At 40.0% G+C, this 21644-nt stretch carries 15 protein-coding genes; 2 read left to right on the top strand and 13 right to left on the bottom strand.

The genetic code is table 11. The features are described from left to right. Window positions 1–79 precede the first annotated feature (79 nt). The 9 genes from fba to I6F43_RS13995 all read right to left on the bottom strand — a co-directional run bounded on the left by fba (window position 80) and on the right by I6F43_RS13995 (window position 9997). Complete coding sequence (gene fba / locus I6F43_RS14035; protein ID WP_007377491.1) at window positions 80–1144, bottom strand: class II fructose-bisphosphate aldolase; 1065 nt, start codon at window positions 1142–1144, stop codon at window positions 80–82. A 201-nt stretch (window positions 1145–1345) separates the two neighbouring features. Further along, window positions 1346–2521, bottom strand: a complete 1176-nt coding sequence (locus I6F43_RS14030; protein ID WP_007587175.1) for a phosphoglycerate kinase — start codon at window positions 2519–2521, stop codon at window positions 1346–1348. Window positions 2522–2585: 64 nt separating this feature from the next. After that, window positions 2586–3602: an erythrose-4-phosphate dehydrogenase gene (epd, locus tag I6F43_RS14025; RefSeq protein ID WP_002961528.1), complete on the bottom strand. Its 1017-nt coding sequence runs from the start codon at window positions 3600–3602 to the stop codon at window positions 2586–2588. Window positions 3603–3780: 178 nt separating this feature from the next. Continuing rightward, a complete protein-coding gene (locus I6F43_RS14020) occupies window positions 3781–4443 on the bottom strand; it encodes a peroxiredoxin-like family protein (protein ID WP_024589750.1) in 663 nt (220 codons plus the stop codon). 79 nt (window positions 4444–4522) lie between these two features. Beyond that, a complete protein-coding gene (locus tag I6F43_RS14015; protein WP_007587181.1) occupies window positions 4523–5257 on the bottom strand; it encodes an SIMPL domain-containing protein in 735 nt (244 codons plus the stop codon). A 138-nt stretch (window positions 5258–5395) separates the two neighbouring features. After that, complete coding sequence (locus tag I6F43_RS14010; RefSeq protein WP_197102808.1) at window positions 5396–6019, bottom strand: 3'-5' exonuclease; 624 nt, start codon at window positions 6017–6019, stop codon at window positions 5396–5398. A gap of 15 nt (window positions 6020–6034) precedes the next feature. Next, window positions 6035–7873 (bottom strand): DUF294 nucleotidyltransferase-like domain-containing protein, encoded by a 1839-nt coding sequence (locus tag I6F43_RS14005; protein WP_197102807.1) that lies wholly within the window; start codon window positions 7871–7873, stop codon window positions 6035–6037. Between the two features lie 125 nt (window positions 7874–7998). Continuing rightward, window positions 7999–9723: a sodium:solute symporter family protein gene (locus I6F43_RS14000; protein WP_007587184.1), complete on the bottom strand. Its 1725-nt coding sequence runs from the start codon at window positions 9721–9723 to the stop codon at window positions 7999–8001. A gap of 10 nt (window positions 9724–9733) precedes the next feature. Next, a complete protein-coding gene (locus tag I6F43_RS13995; RefSeq protein WP_007377498.1) occupies window positions 9734–9997 on the bottom strand; it encodes a DUF4212 domain-containing protein in 264 nt (87 codons plus the stop codon). Window positions 9998–10411: 414 nt separating this feature from the next. On the opposite strand from I6F43_RS13995, the gene I6F43_RS13990 reads away from it, so the two are divergent. After that, the gene (locus I6F43_RS13990) at window positions 10412–13852 is read left to right on the top strand and encodes a PAS domain-containing hybrid sensor histidine kinase/response regulator (protein WP_165722053.1); all 3441 of its coding nucleotides are present in this window, start codon (window positions 10412–10414) and stop codon (window positions 13850–13852) included. Between the two features lie 101 nt (window positions 13853–13953). Here the strand turns inward: I6F43_RS13990 and I6F43_RS13985 are convergent, their stop codons facing one another. The 4 genes from I6F43_RS13985 to I6F43_RS13970 form a co-directional block, all read right to left on the bottom strand. Next, entirely contained in the window at window positions 13954–16599 is a 2646-nt protein-coding gene (locus tag I6F43_RS13985; RefSeq protein WP_197102802.1) for a DUF2339 domain-containing protein, read from the bottom strand. Window positions 16600–16725: 126 nt separating this feature from the next. Continuing rightward, window positions 16726–18087, bottom strand: coding sequence for a hypothetical protein (locus tag I6F43_RS13980; protein WP_197102800.1), 1362 nt, complete (start codon window positions 18085–18087; stop codon window positions 16726–16728). Window positions 18088–18251: 164 nt separating this feature from the next. Then, a complete protein-coding gene (locus I6F43_RS13975) occupies window positions 18252–19157 on the bottom strand; it encodes a GGDEF domain-containing protein (RefSeq protein WP_197102798.1) in 906 nt (301 codons plus the stop codon). 97 nt (window positions 19158–19254) lie between these two features. Continuing rightward, on the bottom strand, window positions 19255–19839 hold the full coding sequence (locus tag I6F43_RS13970; RefSeq protein WP_010554604.1) for a YqaA family protein: 585 nt from the start codon (window positions 19837–19839) through the stop codon (window positions 19255–19257). Between the two features lie 509 nt (window positions 19840–20348). On the opposite strand from I6F43_RS13970, the gene I6F43_RS13965 reads away from it, so the two are divergent. Next, window positions 20349–21584, top strand: coding sequence for a TMEM143 family protein (locus tag I6F43_RS13965; protein WP_197102796.1), 1236 nt, complete (start codon window positions 20349–20351; stop codon window positions 21582–21584). The last annotated feature ends 60 nt before the right edge of the window (window positions 21585–21644 follow it).

Genomic DNA, 21644 nt, shown 5'->3' with positions numbered 1-21644 from the left:
TAAATACCAAACATACTGCTGCAAATTTAACCTCGAAAGATAAACAGGCCCTAATAATGATCAATTATAAATTGATCTATTATCTAATTTTAGGGTCTAGTTCGCCGCTTAAGTATTTAAGGTGCATTTCATCAAGTGAAATTGGCTTAATTTTACTAGCCTGACCAGAAGTACCAAACGAGTTATAGCGCGCAACACAAATCTCTGTCATTGCTTTAGTTGCTTCAGCTAGGTATTTACGTGGATCGAAGTTAGATGGGTTAAGCGCCATATGACGGCGAATAGCACCGGTAGATGCTAAACGTAAATCGGTATCAATATTTACCTTACGAACACCAAACTTAATGCCTTCAACAATCTGTTCAACTGGCACACCATAAGTTTCTGGAATTTCGCCACCATACTGATTAATAATTTCTAACCATTCTTGAGGAACTGAAGATGAACCATGCATCACTAAATGCGTGTTAGGAATACGTGCATGAATCGCTTTAATGCGGTCAATCGCTAAAATGTCATCTGTTGGTGGGCGAGTAAATTTATAAGCTCCATGCGAAGTACCACATGCAATTGCAAGTGCATCAACATGTGTTTTATTTACAAAGTCAGCCGCTTCTTCAGGGTCTGTTAGCATTTGCTCAGTGGTTAGTATACCTTCAGCGCCAACACCGTCTTCTTCGCCAGCTTCACCTGTTTCCAGTGAACCAAGTACACCTAGCTCGCCTTCAACCGATACGCCACAAGCATGAGCCATAGCAACAGTTTCGCGCGTTACTTCTACATTGTATTCGTAGCTTGAAGGAGTTTTACCGTCGCTCATTAACGAGCCATCCATCATTACTGATGAAAAACCAAGCTGAATTGAACGCTGACATACACCTGGCGATGTGCCGTGATCTTGATGCATAACAACGGGGATATGTGGCCATTCTTCAACGGCTGCTAAAATCATATGACGAATAAATGGAGCACCAGCATAAGCACGTGCGCCAGCTGATCCCTGAACGATTACTGGGCTGTTTGTTTTGTCAGCCGCTTCCATTATTGCGCGCATTTGCTCTTGATTGTTAACGTTAAAAGCAGGTACGCCGTAACCATGCTCTGCTGCATGATCTAAAAGTTGTCGCATACTGATTAAAGCCATTGGGTATTCTCCAATTTATCGACAGTAGTTCCCTACCATCTAGTTTGAACGGATGTGTTAGTTTGGCGTTATAACAACGCCACGAAAAACCACTGCTTTGCAGTAATATTCCGTCTAAATTAACTATTAAATTAGGGTGAGAGGTATTTAATAATTAATTGTCGGTGAGAGCTATTACCCCCTCACCTTACGCCACTAAAATTACTTAGCGCGCGACTCTAGCATTTCAACTGCTGGAAGTTTTTTGCCTTCTAAAAACTCTAAGAACGCACCACCACCAGTAGAAATATAAGAAACTTTATCGGCAATGCCGTATTTATCAATTGCGGCTAAGGTATCACCACCACCAGCAATTGAAAACGCATTTGAGTTAGCAATTGCTTGTGCAATAGCACGTGTGCCATTACCAAATTGGTCAAACTCGAACACGCCAACAGGGCCATTCCATACAACAGTGCCCGCATTTGCAATAATTTTTGCAAGCTTGCTCGCTGTATCAGGACCAATATCAAAAATCATATCGTCGCTTGTTACTTCGCTTACATCTTTAAGCGTAGCTACAGCAGATTCAGAAAACTCATTACCAACAACTACGTCAGTCGGTACCGGAATTTCGCCATTATTAGCAATCGCTGCAGCACATAAACGGTTCGCTTCATCCATTAAATCAGGTTCGTAAAGCGATTTACCAACTGGGCTACCTGATGCAGCAATAAAGGTATTTGCAATACCGCCACCGGTAACTAATTGGTCAACAATTTTAGAAAGTGAATCTAAAACGGTTAGCTTAGTTGAAACTTTAGAACCACCAACAATCGCCACTAATGGACGAGCTGGGTTATCAAGTGCTTTGCCTAACGCTTCTAGTTCAGCTGATAACAATGGACCTGCACATGCCACATCAGCAAATAAGCCAACGCCATGCGTAGATGCTTGTGCACGGTGAGCCGTACCAAATGCATCCATTACATATACATCACACAGTGCTGCAAGTTGCTTAGATAACGCTTCGTCGTTTTTCTTCTCGCCTTTGTTAAAGCGCACATTTTCAAAAACAACAACTTCGTTATCAGCAATATCAACACCGTTTAGGTAATCTTTTTCTAAACGTACAGTTTGCTCAAGGGCATCGTTCAAGTAATCAGCGACAGGTGCTAGCGAAAACGCTTCATCATATTCCCCTTCCGTAGGACGGCCAAGGTGTGACATAACCATTACTTTAGCACCCATCTCAAGCGCTAATTTAATAGTAGGTAGTGCTGCACGAATACGCGCATCTGACGTCACTTTACCTGCTTTAACTGGTACATTTAAATCTTCACGAATTAATACGCGTTTGCCGTTTAAATCTAAATCTGCCATTTTTATGACCGACATGAACATCTCCTTAGTTAACGATACTGAACCTGAAAAATACGTTTAAAATTATTATATTAATAAATTACTTATTCACTGCCATCATAGCACGCGCTGTGTCGAGCATACGATTAGCAAAACCCCATTCGTTATCACACCATACTAATAACTTTATCAGTCGTTTGTGACTAACACGTGTTTGTGTGCCATCAATAATACAAGAATGTGGGTCGTGATTAAAATCAACCGACACAAGCGGCTCTTCGGTATAACTTAAAATACCTTCTAAGCGGTCTTTTGCTTGTGCTTTAAGTGCGTTATTTACTGCGTTTAAATCTACATCGGTATTAACTGTTACACTTAAATCCATTGCCGTGACATTTATAGTCGGTACACGTACGGCGATGGCTTCAAAACGGCCTTTAAATTTAGGCAAAATACGGTCTATACCACGGGCGAGCTTTGTATCAACTGGAATAATTGATTGGCTTGCAGCGCGAGTACGGCGTAAATCATGATGATAACCATCAATCACTTGTTGATCGTTCATCGACGCATGAATCGTTGTAATAGCGCCCGACTCAATACCAAATGCATCATCTAATACTTTAATAACCGGCACAACACAGTTAGTTGTACACGAGCCGTTAGACACAATTGTGTGCTCGCTTTTAAGCTCATCGTCGTTAATGCCATACACAATCGTAGCATCAACATCGTTATCAGCCGGATGCGAAAACAACACCTTTTTAGCGCCTGCAGTAATATGTAACTGCGCATGTTCACGCGAGTGATAAACACCTGTACATTCAAGTACAACGTCTACATCGAGCGTTTGCCAAGGTAATTCAATTGGGTTTTCTTCACAAAAAAGTGCAATGGTATCGCCTGCAACACTAATGGTGTCTTCACCAAGTTTTACAGGAAAAGAAAAACGACCGTGGGATGTGTCGTATTTTAATAAATGAGCAATAGCTTCAGGATCAGCAAGTTCGTTAATCGCAACAATTTTTATATCGTCGCTCAAACCAGACTCGTATAACGCGCGGACAATATTTCGACCAATACGACCAAAACCATTAATTGCAAGTTTGATTGCCATGAAATATAAAATCCACTCTTTTAGCGTGCAGATAAAGGCAATACGCCTTTTAGATGGCTGTATTGTAATCGACCTTGAGCATTATTATAAGAGGGTAGCATTAGAAACTTTAAATTAAGGTTAAAGAGCTTACGCATTGCAAGCTCTTCGATGGTTCTGACTTTTTAAATTAAGTTTTTTATACTAAATTTTTCAATGCGTTAATTATATCTTCTGGCTCAGAACGAGTACGATAATCAACATCAACATAACGCCAAGTCACTTTACCTTGTTTATCTAAAACAAAGGTGGCAGGGATCGGTAAAACACTACTATTGCCATTGTTAACCGACTCTAAATCTAGGCCTCGGTCTACTCGCATATGCTCTAGTAAAAATGTGGGTACTTGCCATGCTACGCCGTAGCTTGCTGCTACATCGGCATTTTGATCACTCAACACTAAAAAATCCATTTTACTTATTTCATCATCACTAAGTGAGCCATCGGGTACTTGCGGGCTAATAGCCACCAATTGTGCGCCTAATGCGTGAATTTCAGGTAAACGTGCTTGAAGCGCTTTGAGCTGTAAATTGCAGTACGGACACCAACTTCCACGATAAAAAGTAACAACCACAGGTCCTTTAGCAAGTAACTCGGTTAACTGCACCGATTGACCATGTTGATTTGGTAACTCAAAACTTGGTGCGCTTTGGTTTAAATCAAGTGCATTAGCACCTTGCTGAAACGCTTTTGCTTGTGCAATCGTTTCATCAACACCTTTCATGAAATCAGGATTACCTTTTCGCCCTGCGGCTATTTTTGCCTCAGTTTGTGCTTTTAACGTGTTATTTTCATCGCTCATAATATGGCTACCTTCAAATTAATCAAAAACTTAAAGCCAGCTTACATTATGAAAATGTATTTGAAATGAAAATTTTAACTTATTCATTTACTTCTAAATCAAACACCACGTTTATTGATGATTTAAATGTAATAGTTTCTTGCAGGTATCTACCTTGCTCAAATGGATTTCTAGTAACTTTAGAACCGGTTACAACTATTCTCTCAAAATTATCTGCGCCATAACCATAACTTGAACGGTTAGAATTTGAATTAATGCTGTAAATTTTTCCAAGCTCTGCGCCAAATGCTTTAGCAAGCTTACCCCCTTTAACTATAGCGTTATCTATTGCGCCTTGTGTTGCTTCAGCTTCTAACTGCGCGGCTTTTGAAGACATAAGCTCAATATTCGTCAGTTCATTAATTTTTACACTTAATGCAAAATCGATAAAATCATTCAACTTTTCAATATTTCTTAATGTTACTTTAAGTGTTCTTGTTGCTACATATCCTGCATTAATTGCTGTACCGCTCTCGACATTAAACTTGTCGTCATCATTGTAAGTTAACAGGCTTGTAGCAGAAACATCCGTCTCCTTAACACCGTACTTGCTTAATCCTTTAAGTAACAAATTTACTCGATCATCAACATCACGTTTAGCATCAAGTGATTTGTCTTTAAAGCTTATTACTTCAAAAGAAATCTTAGCCATATCGGGCTTTGCTAATACCTCTGCAGTACCCTGCACTGCAATATGGCGATTAGCAGGCAAGCTTGAATTAGCAAAAGTGATAAGTGGGAATAAGGTTAAGAAAATAGTAGTGATGAGTTTCATGTTCGTTCCTTGAAGTAATTAGTAAATAATGATTACGTAACTGTACCTATAGTTATACGGATAACAATAAAAGTAAACTGCTCTTTATTGTAGGCGGGAGTTTATCTCGCGCGGCATAAAGCCCCGCCTACAGCCAACCTACGTCAACTCGCCTACTTTTAACTCTTTGCCACGGCTTATTTGATGGCACTGGGCTAGCAGTAACTCGGCGGTGGCTTGTGCATCGGTCAGTGCATGATGGCAATGATAGCTTGGTAACTCATAACGTGTGCGGCAAGCATTAAGGGTTAAATCATCTTGTTTTATTTCAGTTGAATGATGCAGTAAGCGCTTTTGTTCAATATTGAGTGTGTCGATTATGAGTTTAGGACGTATAGTTATATTGGCATTTTTAAGCGCTATTTTTAAAAACCCCCAATCGAGCATGGCATTATGAAACACTAAAATACAATCACTAAAGTGGCTGCTTAGTTGCGTTAATATACTGCACAAGCTCTGTCCTTTTGTTATAGCATCGTCGCTAATTCCATGAAAAACAGGACTTTGCTCAAGGCTTTTTACGTCTTTATTTATAAGGTGCTGTGACTCGCTCATTTTTATACATTGATTATCTATTATCACCCACGCTACCGATACAATTTCGTGCTGTTTTGCATCAAGGCCAGTGAGCTCTAAATCAATCACCAAATAACGTTGTTGTAAGGCATTTTTACCTAGTAATTTACGGCGCTTTAAATACCGAGTGAGCAGCTTTTTTACCATGTTAGTAATCCATCATTATAAACTGCCGCGAGCAAACTTAAACGCGGCGGCTTGCTGCGCTTGTTTAACAAGGTAAAACGCTTCTTTTAGTTGATGGCGCTCTAGTGAGTTTAATTTATTAGGGTTAATGCAATTACTCGGTAAGCCCTCTTCGTTTATTTGTGTACTCAAACGAAGCTGCGTTAAGAACCGCCAGCAGTCTTTTAGGTTGTATATATCTTCTTTGCTGATCAGTTTATGTTTTAGTAGTGCATCCAACCGCTCTTGTGTGTTGGCGCGCCTAATACCCGCTTTTAAAGCGTATAACCGCACTATGTCATTTATAATTACGACACCACGTTTTTTTAAATCTATGTATTTATTATTTTGATCTGTTTTTTCGGTTTTAAATTTATTAAATAAACCAATTGGCACGCTGTTGCTGCTTATGTCGGTTGCCATTGCGGCATAGAATAAGTCGTTACGCGATATACGAATTAATTGCTCGCAAAAAGCGGTATATAAAGCATTTGAACCTTCAATAAATCGCAGGTCAAAAAATATCTTACAGTTAAGCATTGCATTCGGTGTGGGGCTTTTTATCCATTTAAAAAAGCGCTCGCTCCAATCGTTTACGCTCATTCGGCACTCATCACTGCTTGCCATAATATTACCTGGGCAACGCCTAATGCCGCACTCAACTAAATTCTCACATACAAACTCCCCCATACTTTTAAAGTAAGCGTGTTGCTCGGTGGTTAAGTCGTTAGGGAGTAACAAGCCGTTGTCTTGATCTGAATGCAGAGTTTGTTCTTCGCGTGCTTGCGAGCCAAAGCAAATAAAACTAAAGCTGGTTGGCGCTGCGCCATGCTCTTCTTGAAATAAGTGAATCAGGCGCGATGTAAGCGCATCGGTTAAACCACTGAGTAATTTACCAATTAGCGATATGTCGTCAATGTTGTACGAAAAACCACGCAAAAGTTCGGGAATTTCTTTAGCGTAGCGTTTTAAATCAGTAACAGTATGCGCTTTATATATGCGCCCAATAAGCTGTACGGGGTCGCTTTTTTGTTGGCGTAGTAAATCGGTGCTGGTTATCATCCCTATTGGGTTATGATTTTCGTCAAGCACGGGTAAATGATGAATATTGTATTTAAGCATTAAGTGCAGCGCCGAAAACACCCTGTTATTTTCAAATATAAACTTAGGTTTGGCTGTCATAATACTGCTTACTGCGTCTTGTGGATCTACTTCGTCGGCAAGTACTCGATTACGTAAGTCGCGGTCAGTCACAACCCCAACTAAGTGCGCGTGCTGCGTTATCATTATTGACGATACGCCATGCTCTTTCATTTTTTTAGCGCTTTGCCTAATACTTGCATCGGGCGTAAGCGTAATTGCTGTGCGCGTCATCAGCTCTGATATTTTACGTTCAGACCAACTATCGTTTTTACTTTTATAATGCGATGACAACAACCGGTTAGCATGAGCGCGTACAAAGTATTGCTCAAACGATTTATATTCTCTGCGTAAAAAATCAAAGTGCGTTTGAGAGAGCATATACACTATGCCCTCTTTTTGTACTTCCAACCTATTTTGAATTGCCTCACCGGTTAACAGCGACGGAAAACCAAAATAGTCACCTTGCGCTAAGCGTGTAACAACATCGCCCTTACCATCAACTAGGTCATACAAACCAGAGCGAATTAAAAACAGTTTAGGGTTTTCACTTTGTAACCACTGAGTTTGGTTTTCGCGGGTGAGGTAAATAATATCAAGATGATTTACAAAATATTCGCATACGCTGCTATCAAGCATAGTAAAAGGCGCTTGTAAACAAACGTATTGGGCTATTTCTTGTTGTTCTACACTCATTGTATTCGCTCTTTAAATGGTGATGTACCAATCTAATGTACTTATTTATTAAACAAATAAAAAGCCCGACTAAAGTCGGGCTTTGGGTGCTTTATGTTTTCTAAACTATATCTATAAATTGTAGCCTAGTGGTCGTGTGCTTCTGCAGACCCTTTAGGGTTACGAATGCTTTCAACCATTTCTTGAATTTCAACCGGTGTAGGTTTAGTAAACTTAAGAACAATTGCAGCTACTGCAAAGTTAATAATCATACCAATTAAGCCAATACCTTCAGGCGAAATACCTAAGAACCAGTTTTCAGGGCTGTTTAGCTCTGGGCTAACAAACTTGAAGAAAATGATATATGCAGCGGTAAAGCCAATACCCGTTACCATGCCTGCAATTGCGCCTTCGCGGTTCATTGTTTTAGAGAATATACCCATAATAATTGCTGGGAAGAAACTCGCTGCCGCCAAGCCGAATGCAAATGCCACTACCGATGCCACAAACCCAGGCGGGTTAATACCAAAGTACGCGGAGATAACAATAGCGACCATGGCTGCCAACCTCGCTGCAAGTAACTCTTGCTTGTCGGTAATATCGGGCTTGAGAGTTCGCTTGAGTAAATCGTGCGAAACGGAGGTCGAAATAACCAATAGTAAACCTGCTGTTGTAGAAAGTGCAGCGGCAATACCACCAGCAGCTACAAGTGCGATTACCCATGCTGGTAAGTTAGCAATCTCTGGATTTGCTAATACCATAATGTCGCGGTCTACGTTTACTTCGTTAGCACTGTTCGGATCGGTGATTTTACCCGCCGTGTAGAACATTTTGCCATCGCCGTTTTTATCATCAAATGTAATTAAACCTGTGCGTTCCCAGTTTTTAATCCATCCTGGTGCTTCTGCGTAAGCTGTACCGCTACCGTCTTTACCATTAATAGTATCAACCATGTTTACTCGAGCAAAGGCTGCAACCGCAGGTGCTGTAGTATAAACAATCGCGATGAACACAAGTGTCCATGCTGCAGAAATACGCGTGTCTTTTACGCGAGGTACAGTGAAAAAGCGAACAATTACGTGTGGTAAACCAGCAGTACCTACCATTAACGCGCCAGTAATAGCGAACACGTCAATCATGCTCTTAGAGCCTTCGGTATATTGCGCAAAACCAAGTTCAGCGCTTAAGCCGTCTAGTTTATCAAGTACGTACACGCCATCGCTGCCAATTAATGTGGCACCAAAACCGGTTTGTGGGAAGAAGTGACCCGTCATCATCATCGAGATAAAAATGGCTGGTACAAGGTAGGCAAATACAAGTACACAATACTGCGCTACTTGTGTGTAGGTAATGCCTTTCATGCCGCCAAGTACCGCATAAAAGAATACAATCACCATACCAATGTAAACACCGGTTTCAATTTCTACTTCTAAAAAGCGTGAAAATACGACGCCTACACCACGCATTTGCCCTGCAATGTAAGTAAAACAAATGAATATGGCACATACAATTGCCACTAAACGCGCGGTGCGTGAGTAGTAACGGTCGCCAATAAAGTCTGGCACAGTAAACTTGCCGAATTTACGTAAGTAAGGCGCTAAACACATGGCTAATAGTACATAACCACCTGTCCACCCCATTAAGTAAACGCTGCCATCGTAACCTGCAAACGAAATAATACCCGCCATTGAAATAAACGACGCGGCGCTCATCCAATCAGCAGCCGTTGCCATACCATTAGCAAGAGGAGGTACGCCGCCGCCTGCTACATAAAACTCTTTAGTTGAACCCGCACGGGCCCAAATTGCTATGCCGATATAAAGCGCAAAGCTTAAACCAACAATTATAAACGTGAGTGTTTGAACATCCATTGCTTAGCTCCTATTCGTCTACGCCGTATTTTTTATCTAACGTATTCATTTTGAAAACGTACACAAAAATCAAAGCAACAAAGGTATAAATCGCGCCTTGCTGGGCGAACCAGAAGCCAAGTTTAAACCCAAAAAAACGCACTTCATTAAGTACATCAACCAGTAATATGCCAAAGCCGAAAGACACGATAAACCACACTGCTAATAGTTTAAATAACAGCGAAATGTTTTCTGCCCAATAAGCTTTTGCTTGTTCTTCATCTTTAAAAGCCATTTTTGTTTTCCCCTTTAAGCACCGCAATATCGCGATGAGTGGTTTTTTATCTTCGCTTACCAATTTAGCAACGCTGGTTACATATTGAATTGAGACCATAGTCGTAACAGCCTGTTAACGTTTACGTAAACTGTATTTATCATTCAAACGTACTTTATACATTTTCATTTTATTTCAATTGGTTAGCTTAATTTTTTGAATTGGCTTTACTGTTAAATTGGTAAGTTGGTTATTAATGCGACATTAGTCTAATGCTTGAGATGATTTTATTTTTGTTATTAATATTCAATAAGATAGAAATAAAATGAAAGTTTTATTTTAAATTCAAGCCTCACACTTAACCTCAGTTCTGGTATTGTGTTAATCCCTCATAGGGTTGAGGGACTATTTAAAATAATAAGGTTTAATAACAACATGACTGCCGTACTCATTATTGTTGCTTTAAGTTATATAGGTGTGCTGTTTTGGCTCGCCAATTGGGGCGATAAAACAACCCCTTTGGCAAAGCGTATTAGCCATCACCCTTTTGTGTATTCACTCTCACTTGGGATTTACTGTACCTCTTGGACTTACTACGGCTCAGTGGGTACAGCCGCCACCAGCAGTTGGAGTTATTTGCCAATATTATTGGGCCCTGCGCTGCTGTTTTTATTCGGCCAAGGGTTTTTACGTAAGCTGGTACTGGTAAGCAAAAAACAAAACATAACGACTATTGCTGACTTTATTTCAGCTCGTTACGGCAAACGCCAAACTACCGCTATTATGGTTACTGTAATCGCCTTACTCGCGACTATTCCCTATATTGCACTGCAATTAAAAGCGCTTAGTACCAGCTTTTTACTTTTGCAAAACAGTAATAAAATATCAGGCGATATGCTCGCGCTTTCTGCCACATTAATTATGGCCTTATTTGCAATATTTTTTGGTACCCGCAAAGTGGACGTAACAGAGTATCGCTCTGGGTTAATGCTTGCTGTCGCGTTTGAATCAATGATTAAACTTATTGCACTTATTGCTGTAGCAGGCCTTGCTGTTTACACCTTATTTAATATGCCAGAGCCTACTTCAAATAAAGTAACCGAGTCAATTTGGGCCCATTGGAGCGACTTTAACTTTTTTAGCTTTAACTTTATTGGCCAGTCTTTAATGGCTGCGGCCGCTATTATATGTTTACCACGCCAGTTTCATGTAACCGTGGTCGACAACCAGAACAAACGCCACTTACTTACCGCTCGCTGGGCTTTTCCGCTGTATTTACTATTAACTGCCGCAATGATTTTACCTATTGCGACTGCGGCAATTCATCCTGAAATTGGCAGCGGCTATTCGCCAGATAGCTTTGTACTTGCCCTACCGTTAATTAACGACAACGCCTTTTTAACCACCTTTGTATTTATAGGTGGTTTATCGGCCGCCACCGCAATGATAGTGGTAGCAACGCTTACATTAAGCACAATGATTTCAAACGATGTGGTATTACCCCTAATGCTACGTCGTAAATTTAAACGCAACTTAATTACTACCAGTTATAAGTCTCGAATTTTACTTGTAAGGCGCTTTGCTATTGCAGGCATATTAATTTTGGCCTATTTCTATCAACAATGGTTTGGCCATAGCAGCGCGCTGGCAAGTATGGGCTTAGTTGCTTTTTCACTTGTTACTCAATTATTACCCGCTATTGTGGGCGGTTTATACTGGCGAAAAGGCCATGCTTATGGGGTTTATGCAGGTTTAGTAGCGGGCTTTATTTGCTGGGTACTATTTTTAATGCTGCCAATACTCGATGCCGGAGCAACGCTTGATAGCGAGCTACAACAAACGCTTATAACACGCGGAACCTTGATAGCTTTGTTTGCCAATATTGGGTGTTATATTAGTTTTTCACTTGGGGCTGAGGAGCGCTTAATTGATAAGATTCAGGCAGCTGCTTTTGTTAACCCTAAAGATCAGGCTATTTTATCAAGGCGCTTAAATAAAGACGTAAAAGCCACTGTTTACGACTTTAAAATACTACTGCAAACCTTTTTAGGTATTCAGCGCAGCCAACAAGTATTGGCGCATTACGCACTCGCCCATCACTTGAGCGATAACAACGCACACCCAGAGCCTGAATTTATAGCCTACTGCGAACGCGCGTTAACAGGCGTGCTTGGCGCATCTTCCGCGCAAGCATTAATACATACGGTATCGTCGGGTAAGCGTATGGCGTTTGAAGAAGTTGTAAACTTTTTTGACGAAACCACACAAGCGCTGCAATTTAATCAAAATCTGTTATTTACCTCACTCGAAAATTTAAGCCACGGTATTTCGGTTGTTGATAAAGATTTAAAGCTAGTAGCTTGGAATAAGCGCTACAGCGAAATGTTCGGCTACCCTGAAGGATTTTTAGAAGTAGGCCAACCCATAGAAGATATTATTAGATACAACGCTAACCGTGGTGAATGTGGCCCTGGCGAAATAGAACGCCAAGTAGAAAAACGTGTGCAGCATTTAAAATACGGCAGCTCACATCACTTTATTCGCCACCGTCGTAATGGCCAAGTATACGAAATGATTGGTAACCCGCTGCCCGATGGCGGATTTGTTACCAGCTTTTCGGATATTACCAATCACATAAGTACGCAAAATGCGCTTGAAGAAGTAAACATGGATCTTGAAAACCGCATAGAAGCGCGAACTCAAGAAGTGCAAACCATTAATAGAGACTTACAAGCTCAAATAGATAGCCGTGTACAAACCGAGCAAGCACTTACTTTAGCCAAACGAGAAGCAGAGCAAGCCAACGACAGTAAAACGCGCTTTCTAGCACTGGCGAGCCACGACATTTTACAGCCGTTAAACGCAGCACGTTTATACCTTGCTGCGATTGACGAAAAGCAACTCGACAGCACTAACCAAAACAGTTTTGAAAAATTAGGCGACAGTCTCGATTCAACCGTGCATTTAATGTCGGCACTACTTGAAATAGCCAAGCTAGAACAAGGCGCTATGACCCCAACCCCTCGCCACTTTTATATTGAAGATATTTTAGCGCCATTGCAAAGTGAATACGCTATTTTATCAAGTGATAAAGGCCTTAAGCTTAGTGTGCGTTCTAACCAACAAATTGTGCACAGCGATATAACCTATTTACGCCGAATTATTCAAAACTTGGTCTCTAATGCAGTTAAATACACCGATAATGGCCGTGTATTAATTGCCTGTAGGAACCGAAAGCACAATTTACGAATAGAAGTATGGGATACAGGCCCTGGTATTAGCGAAGTAGAGCAAGCTAAAATATTTAACGACTTTTACCGTGTTGAGTCGGGCGATAACAAAGGCGTAGGCTTAGGCTTAGGTGTTGTAAAACGTATGGCTGACTTATTAAGTTTGCCGCTTGATGTGCATTCTGAGCCCAATAAAGGTAGCCGTTTTAGCATTGAAGTACCTTATGGTGACGAGCAGTTTGTACAACAAAAAAGTACGACAAACAGCCTAATAGAAAACCGTGCAGCAATTAATATTGTTGCCGTAGACGACGACCCTGAAAACCTAGCTGCAATGGCAAGCTTACTTAAAAAGTGGCAAGCTAATTACACGCTATTTGATAATGTAAATAATGTACTGGCGCACGCTAAGCAAAACGGTGCACCCGATGTTATTTTAATGGACTACCAATTAGGCAATGACTGCGATGGCATAACGCTAATTAAAACCCTGCGCGAAATTTGGCAAAGCCAAGTACCTGCTATTTTAATTACCGCAGTACGCGACACCGAGCTTAAACAAGAAACCAAAGCCGCTAATATTCATTATTTAAGTAAGCCAATTAAACCGGGCAAACTAAAAGCACTGCTTAATCACAGTACATAATAAGCGAGTAAAAAGTGATCAAGTTAAAAGCTATCAAGTAATAGCGTAAAACAAAAAGCCCAGTATCTTCACTGGGCTTTGCTTTATAAAGTGTTCAAAAGTTAAACTGGATTTACTCGGCTTCTAAGCTTTTGGAATAACCAACTTAACCCCACCAACGAAAGCCCTAATCCAATAAACGAAAGCGCTTTAAGTAAGCCCTCCAAGTTAGCCATATCAATTAAAAACACTTTAACAATAACGGCAGCTAGTATGCCTAGGCCTACTTTTTGTATTAATAATTGATTTTTTAAATGACCAAAAATAACAGTACCCGCCCCCATTACTAACCAAATAACAGAGTAGCTATAAAGCTCTGCATTACTTGCGCCTTTTGATAAGTAAATATAAGGCCCTTGCCAGTATTGGCGAATAAAGCTGTTTATTGCCAATAATATAAACCCACCCGCAACGGCCAATATAAATGGCGTAGCTTTAGCGTTTATTGGTTTTACAAGCTTGGCCAGCCAAAGCGTTAATCCTGCAGGTACTAACCACAATAGTAATAACCAGTTAAATATTGGCAGCTCACCTATGTAAAGTGATTCAAATAATGGGTTGTCGTCAAGCAGTGTTTTAATAGCAAAAAGCCCTGCTAACCCTACAAGTGCAAAGCCCGCCACTTGGTATAACTTAGCTAAAGTACCGGCAAGTTTTGCTCTATGTAAATACACGCACCCTAATGCCAGCCAGTTACAGGTAAGGAGTATTTGTTCATAAAAATTAAGTGAATCAAATTGCGGATAATGCCCTACTAACTGATAACTTGTTTCGGTTGTAATAAAAAGCGCTAAACAATGAAGGGCTGCACCTTCCAGCCATATTTTAAGTTTTGATGAGTCAAAGCACTTAGCTGCGGCAAAAAATAACGCGATACATAACGGATAAACCACAATACTCCAATGCAAACCAAATACCGTTAGCGCATAGTAGCTTGGCGTCCAAGGTGAAAGCGTAAGGCGCAGTAATAACGCAGCAACCAAGGCTTTTATAGGCCAATGTGGCATAGGCACGCTATAGCGTTTAATAAGTACGCTTATAAGTAATACTTGTACAGCAAGAGCAATGGTTAGGCCGCTGTCACTTAGTAGCATGGTAATTGCTAACGTAATATTGGCATTAGCGCCTACCCAATAAGTAAAACGCTGAAATAGCGTTGTATTATGCTGCGCGAGCTTTATTAAAATAGCGGCGACTACAAACAATACAACGGCCCAAAGTGGATATGCAGTACTTAACGCAAAATTAGGAATAAGCGTATATAAAGTCGCTATCATTACATATACACTAAATGCCCCCGTAATATGAAACGCTAAACGCTTAATCTGTTTTTTACCGTAATAAAGCCCAAAAGCAGTAAGTAACAATCCGAGTAATAAACCCAAACCATACTCATTTTTGAATATAAAGAGTGCGTCATCAAATAGGTTTGGCGAAAGATGCGTGCGTTCAGCGCCTATCACCAATAGCGTTGAAATAACTAACGCTACGCCCTGCCAAATATCCCAACGGCTATTTTTAAGGACTAAAAACAACACCAATACAATACTCAACACGCCGATTGTTTGCCACTGCATATCAAAGTGACTTATTAGCATGGTAAATATTAAGGGCGCCATAAAGGCGAGTAATAATGCATGATCTGGAAGCACTTTAATTAAGCGTTTTAAACTGTGCGGGCGATGTTCAATAACATTCAATTTTAAGCCCAATCGCGGTATAGCAATTAACCCAATAATACTAAGTAAAGCAAACGTTCCCATTAACCAAACGGTATTAACTTTAAGTAGCGTAAAACCAACTAAATACCAGCCAATGTGCCCAGCCCATAGTAAATACCATAGCCAAATACGTTGTACTTTATGTGCAACTAACGCAGCCGACAGGCTTACAAAGCCAATATACATTAACAGCGCAAATAAGTTACCACTGCCAGTGCTAACCCATATTGGTACGCTGTAAGCGCCAATAATACCAAGCACGGCCAATAGCGGGCCTAACCTAAGCGCCATCGCGCTTGCACTAATTGCTATAATAGCTAACGCAAAAAATGCCACGGTAGGGCTAAGCATATCGTAGCTACTGTAAGCTAAAAGCGTTAAAGCAAAACAGGTAATAAACCCGCCGCTTGCAAGCGCTGCGGGTATGTAATTATTAAAGCCTTCAAATACAATGCGTTTATGGTGTAAATAAGCTGCGGCTGCAATTAGGCCAAGCCCAAATAAGCCACCTAAACTCAACCTCATTACAGGCGATAATAATCCAGCTTCTAGGCTGTATTTAGCTAAAAATATGCCCCCAAACGCAAGCGCTATTGCGCCTATCCAGGTCATCCAGTTCTCTTCAAACCCTGCGCGTAATTTATTAAATAGTAATTCTATGGCTGATGCTTCAGCTGGTTTGGTTTTTTTAGGAGGCGCTGATGGCTGATTTATTACAGGTGGCGACGCGTTTTGGGACGTTAAGTTTGGCTGTGCTTTATGAGCAATTGGCTCAGACCTTGAAAGCGCTGCCTGAGCCGTAGATGCTTCACTTTGAGGTTCACTTTGCGATATCGATTTATGTGTTTGTAGATGTGTTATTTTGGCCCTTAAAACAGCAACTTCTTGTTTTAATCCATTTAACTGCACTAGCGCTATTAAGCCGCAAATAGCACCGGCAACTACAACCAGTATTACTATGACGGCTAACCCAACTAAATCATCCATGGCACACTCTTATTAATTATTATGCCCTGAGTGTACCTAATTATTAATGAGTAGGTAAATTTTGTTCAATAAAAAAGCCTAAGCACTTAAAGTGCTTAGGCTTTATGCTACTTAATATGTTTAGATTTATTCAACACTATCGGTAATAGTGCGCTCTAGGGTCATTTTATAACCTGAGCTTGTTGTTTCATCATGCTCTAAAATCAATATGTAGTTACCCTCTTGTGTAAAGTCCATATCGCTTTGCTGAATAAGCACAATTTGCTGGCCATTATCTTCGTAAACAACATAAACCGTGTAAATTTCGTTATCTACAACCTGTTCTTCTTGGTCATACTTATCTAGGCCATCGACTACGTTACTGGTGTCGTCTACTGTTTCGCCGTTAAGTGTAAAGTACACATCAACATCTGAAACCGATTGCCCTGCGTAGCTTTCAATTAGGTTTACAACCGATACCGTATGGCTGTAACTACTTGGTGTTAGGTTTTCTTCAACGCTCATCATACGTAAACCGTTATCAACGTCGTTATAAAAAATACCCACCGCACTTTGCTCACGCTCTAGCGTCATTAAAAAGTTATCAGCTAGTTTTGTACCTTCTTCGTCGTACATCGCTACGCTGTAACTATTAGGCGAAAGTTCAACATAATCGGTATAAGAGTCACTAGCAACTGTATTTGTTGTGTTTACAGTTGTACCGCGTGTAGCAGAAAAGCTTACTGGCGAGTAGTCATCAACCGTATTTATAAAACGTAATTGCCCCAGGGCAGATTGATGTTTAAGCTCAGTAACGTAGTTGTTATCGGTTACTACATCAAGCGTAATACCGCCTTCTTCTGTAGCATAACTTGGGCGGATCATTGCTACATAGCTTGCTTCGTCGTATAAATAAACAGATGACGACTCGTACACAACATCACTGCTGCCCGCTTCTGTTATGTAAACAGTGTAATAGCCTTCATCAATGCTTTGCAGATCTAACTCACTTAAATATTGAGCCGATGAAAAAAGTGTCGCGCTTTCAAATACGCCATCATCAGTTGCTAAATAAATATCGTAGTTAGTGTCCTCCCCTGCAATATTGTAAAACCCTAAGTTAAACTCACCCGTATCGCTTGTAATAGGTACGCTAAGCTCTGTAAATGTAGGCTCATCAAAGTTGCCGCTCATTACTACTAACTGTGTTTTGTCACCTTTAATAGAAATTTCTTGGTCGCTAATTGTTATATAGCTGTCGTTAGCATCTAGGTATTCAAAACTTACATCATAAGTGCCTGTGCTGTAGTTATGGCGAGTAGTTACATCGGCAAAATCAGCGCCTGAACGTTCTGTTTCTTCAACAAACAAACGTGTGTATGGGCTATTGTAAGAGCCGTTATACAATTGGATGTAACCTGTAGAGCTTGAGCTATCATCAGAGCCGCAGCCCGACAAAATAGTAATTAGACTTAAGGGTAATGCAGCTTTTAAAAGGGAGTTGGTCATTAAGGTTATTCCTTATTATTAATATCCCCATTATGACCCAAACATTCTATTTTAATTTCATGATTTACAAAGCATTACCCTCATTGACATTTCCTTACGAAAACGTTAAAAAGTGTAGTAAATGTGCAAACAATAAGGACGTGTTTTTATATAATTAAAAACGCTTACGGGGCAACTTCAAAACGATCTCGGCCATTCTTCTTAGCTAAATATAAAGCTTGATCAGCACGCTTCATTACTTTATCTAAAGGCTCATTGGGCGTTTGCATTGCAACACCTATACTTACTGTTAAGTGGCGAGAATTTTGAACATTTATGGTGTGCGCAAGATCAATTAATTGCTGCGAAAAATCACACGCTTGCGTCATATTATTTATAGGCAAGTAGCCACCAAATTCTTCACCACCGAGGCGAGCAAATTTGTTTTGGTGCGTAAAAGCATTGTCGTATTTAGTTGCTAGTTCTTTAAGCACCACATCACCAACATCATGACCAAATTCATCATTAATTGCTTTAAAGTGGTCTATATCGATAATTAAAATAACGTAAGGTGAGTGCTGAGCATCTTTAGCGTGCTGATAAAAATAACGTCTGTTATGCACCTTAGTTAAATCGTCAATAATTAGCTCACGCGCTAATCGATTATTAATACTTTGTACAAAGCGCATCGTTTTAAATAAACCATAGGAAGTTAAAAGCATACCGCTGGTTCTGCATAAATCTTCAAAATAGATACTTACCCAGTAAGGCTGTATCACTATCTCATCGATTAAATCAGCTGTATTACCCATGGACCAGAGCATTAATCCGAGAGTCGAAAATGTATATGCAAGCTTTGAAAGTTTGGAGCACTGAACCATCCAAAATAAAAAAATAAGAACAATTAAATTAATAAAATCAGTTGTAAAACCGTAAACATTATTTTGAACTTGTAAGGGAGGAAAGTTAGTTAGGGAGTAGGCTGAAAAAATAACAATATAAGCTAATAAAAATAGGCTTACAGTTTTATTTTTCCAGCTCATTTTAAAAAAATTAGAAAGCCTGATAGTGAGTTTTACAGTTTCAATCATATTAACCCTAAGCTTTTCGATACTATATTAAAAAACTATAGCACATTACCAAAAAGGCTTATTAGAATAAGGTGGTTAATAACCTTTAATAATGAGCTTAAATCACCAAGCTTAATCCCCAAACTCCTAACACAAGTAACGTTATTAAAACCATTGCCTTAGTTTTGTGTTTACTAATGATTCGCTCAGCTTCATTACCTGCATAATAAACAATAATAGCCAGACCAAAGTAACGAATAGAACGCGCAATACCCGAGGCCAACAAAAACAGCCAAATAGAGTACTTAGTCGCGCCAGCTGCAAGCATCGCTATTTGAAACGGAATAGGCACTATGCCTAGTGTTATTACAAACCAAAAACCTTGATCTTGCATTTGCTGTTTAACGTTTTCAAATTGCTCAGGGCTCGAAAACGTATTAATAATCCAATCGCCAACCGCATCAAATAAATAATAACCCAACGCATAACCAAACAAAGCGCCTACTATGCAGCCCAAGGTCGCCATTAATGCTATAAGCCATAGCTTTTCTCGACGAGCCTGCATAAGAGGCACAAGCACTGCTTCAAGTGGAATAGGAACTATGGTTGACTCTAAAAACGACGCCACTGTAATACCGCTAAGCATATGCTTAGAGTCAATAAAATTACGCGTTTTTTCTTTTAGCTTTTTTTGAATGGCCATAGTAAATCCTTTTCACTTATAAATAAGAACAAGAGTATTCAATGAACTAATAATTACATATTTAGGTTAATACACGCTGAAAACACTGTGCTAAATTTATCAGGTCCTAGGGCGTATTGATCTTTGTGGATTGAAATTTGTTCAATCTAGGGGCGATTAAATCGCGGCGCGAGGTTTGTAACCTAGTGGGCTAAGTAAAAATCGAGCAAAGCTTCCGCGTCCTGCTCACGCCCCTTACCTACATCCATGTAGGCAACAAAGAGTTAATCGTCCCTAGAAAGAACCCAGAGGGCAGCGCATGTTTGGTATTTATGCTGCGTTATCGCCTTATTTATGGGGAATAACCACACTACATAGGCTCTGCCTTGCCTAAAAACCAAACACACAGCTGCAAATTCAACCACCAATGATCAATACGCCCTACTGCATTAACAAATTAGTAATATCCATAAGAATATTTTATTATGTGCCCATGCAGTTAGATTCCCTATCACAGTAGTTATTAATTTATGCAAAGTGCGCGTTTTATTCCCTTTAGAAAGCAAGATATTGTTGATATGTGTAGCGAAGAGCTTAAAAGCAGTACACAAAAAACATCGTTTAAACAATTTTGCGATTTACTAGCAAGCCTTATTCATTACGATTACCACTCAACACTTGAGTCACTTAAAAACAACTACGCCCCTTTTGATCCCAACAGTGACACGCGATCGTTAGCGCCAGTATCGGCGGATCAAAAAGCGCAGTGCCAACATGAGTTTGCTAAAGATTTTGCTAAGGTGCTTAATGCCGCTAATTTTGAAGTGATAACCAATGAAGACTTACAAGATGCATTAAATGAAGAGTCATTATTTAAGGTGCGCCTTGAAGTTGAATTTGACGACTTTGAAGAAGTGGTTTTTTATCGCCGTGGCGAGTCGCAACTCACTGAAACTATTACCAGCTTTTGGGGCTTGCGTAAAAAGCCGCTGCACTTTACTAATTACGACCGAGTTGCGGTGTTTATTCGCTTTAAAGATAGCGCTTATTTTGAAGCTAAAAATAAAACGCCAATGGGATTTGAGCCAAGTTCAACCATAGTAAAGCTGTTTCAAAATGTGCCAAAGGCCGATCTCGAAATGCTATTTCCTAATAGCGAAGTACGCATGCGCCCAATTGATAAAGCAATTATTGGCTCATCGGCTTTAGTTGGCGGTGCAGTGGTACTTATAACTAAACTTGGCGCATCAATCGTATTATTGCTTGCTCTGTTTGCTTTTTGGGGTGGTTTTAGAAGTGAAGCTGTAGAAATGACCCAACAACATTTTATTACCTTTGCTATTGGCATGGGAGTATTTGGCAGCTTTATTTTTAAAGAATGGAGTAAGTTTAAAAACCGTAAAATTAAATTTATGAAAGCGCTTAGCGATAACCTCTACTTTAAAAACCTTGATAATAACGCGGGTGTTTTTCACACGCTTATTGACGCTGCCGAAGAAGAAGACATAAAAGAGACCCTGCTTGCGTATACCTTTTTACTCAAATCAGAAAGCGGCTTAACCGCACAAACGCTTGATGAACAAATAGAGCATTGGTTTAAAAGTAAATACCAGTGCGATCTTGATTTTGAAATTAGCGACGCACTTGAAAAGCTGGTGCGTATGCGTTTGGTAACGTGCACTAGTGATGTGTATAGCGCAATAAATTTAGATCACGCAAAAACGATACTGGATGAGCGCTGGGATAATCTTTTTCAATATAATTAATGTAGTATTTTGGCTAAATAACACCCAAATAAAAAAGCAGCTGTAAGTACAGCTGCTTTT

The organism is Pseudoalteromonas sp. NZS71_1, assembly GCF_015864305.1.
Taxonomy (GTDB): domain Bacteria; phylum Pseudomonadota; class Gammaproteobacteria; order Enterobacterales; family Alteromonadaceae; genus Pseudoalteromonas; species Pseudoalteromonas arctica.
Note: the sequence above shows the minus strand (reverse complement) of the source record. Positions and strands in the feature narration are given on the sequence as shown.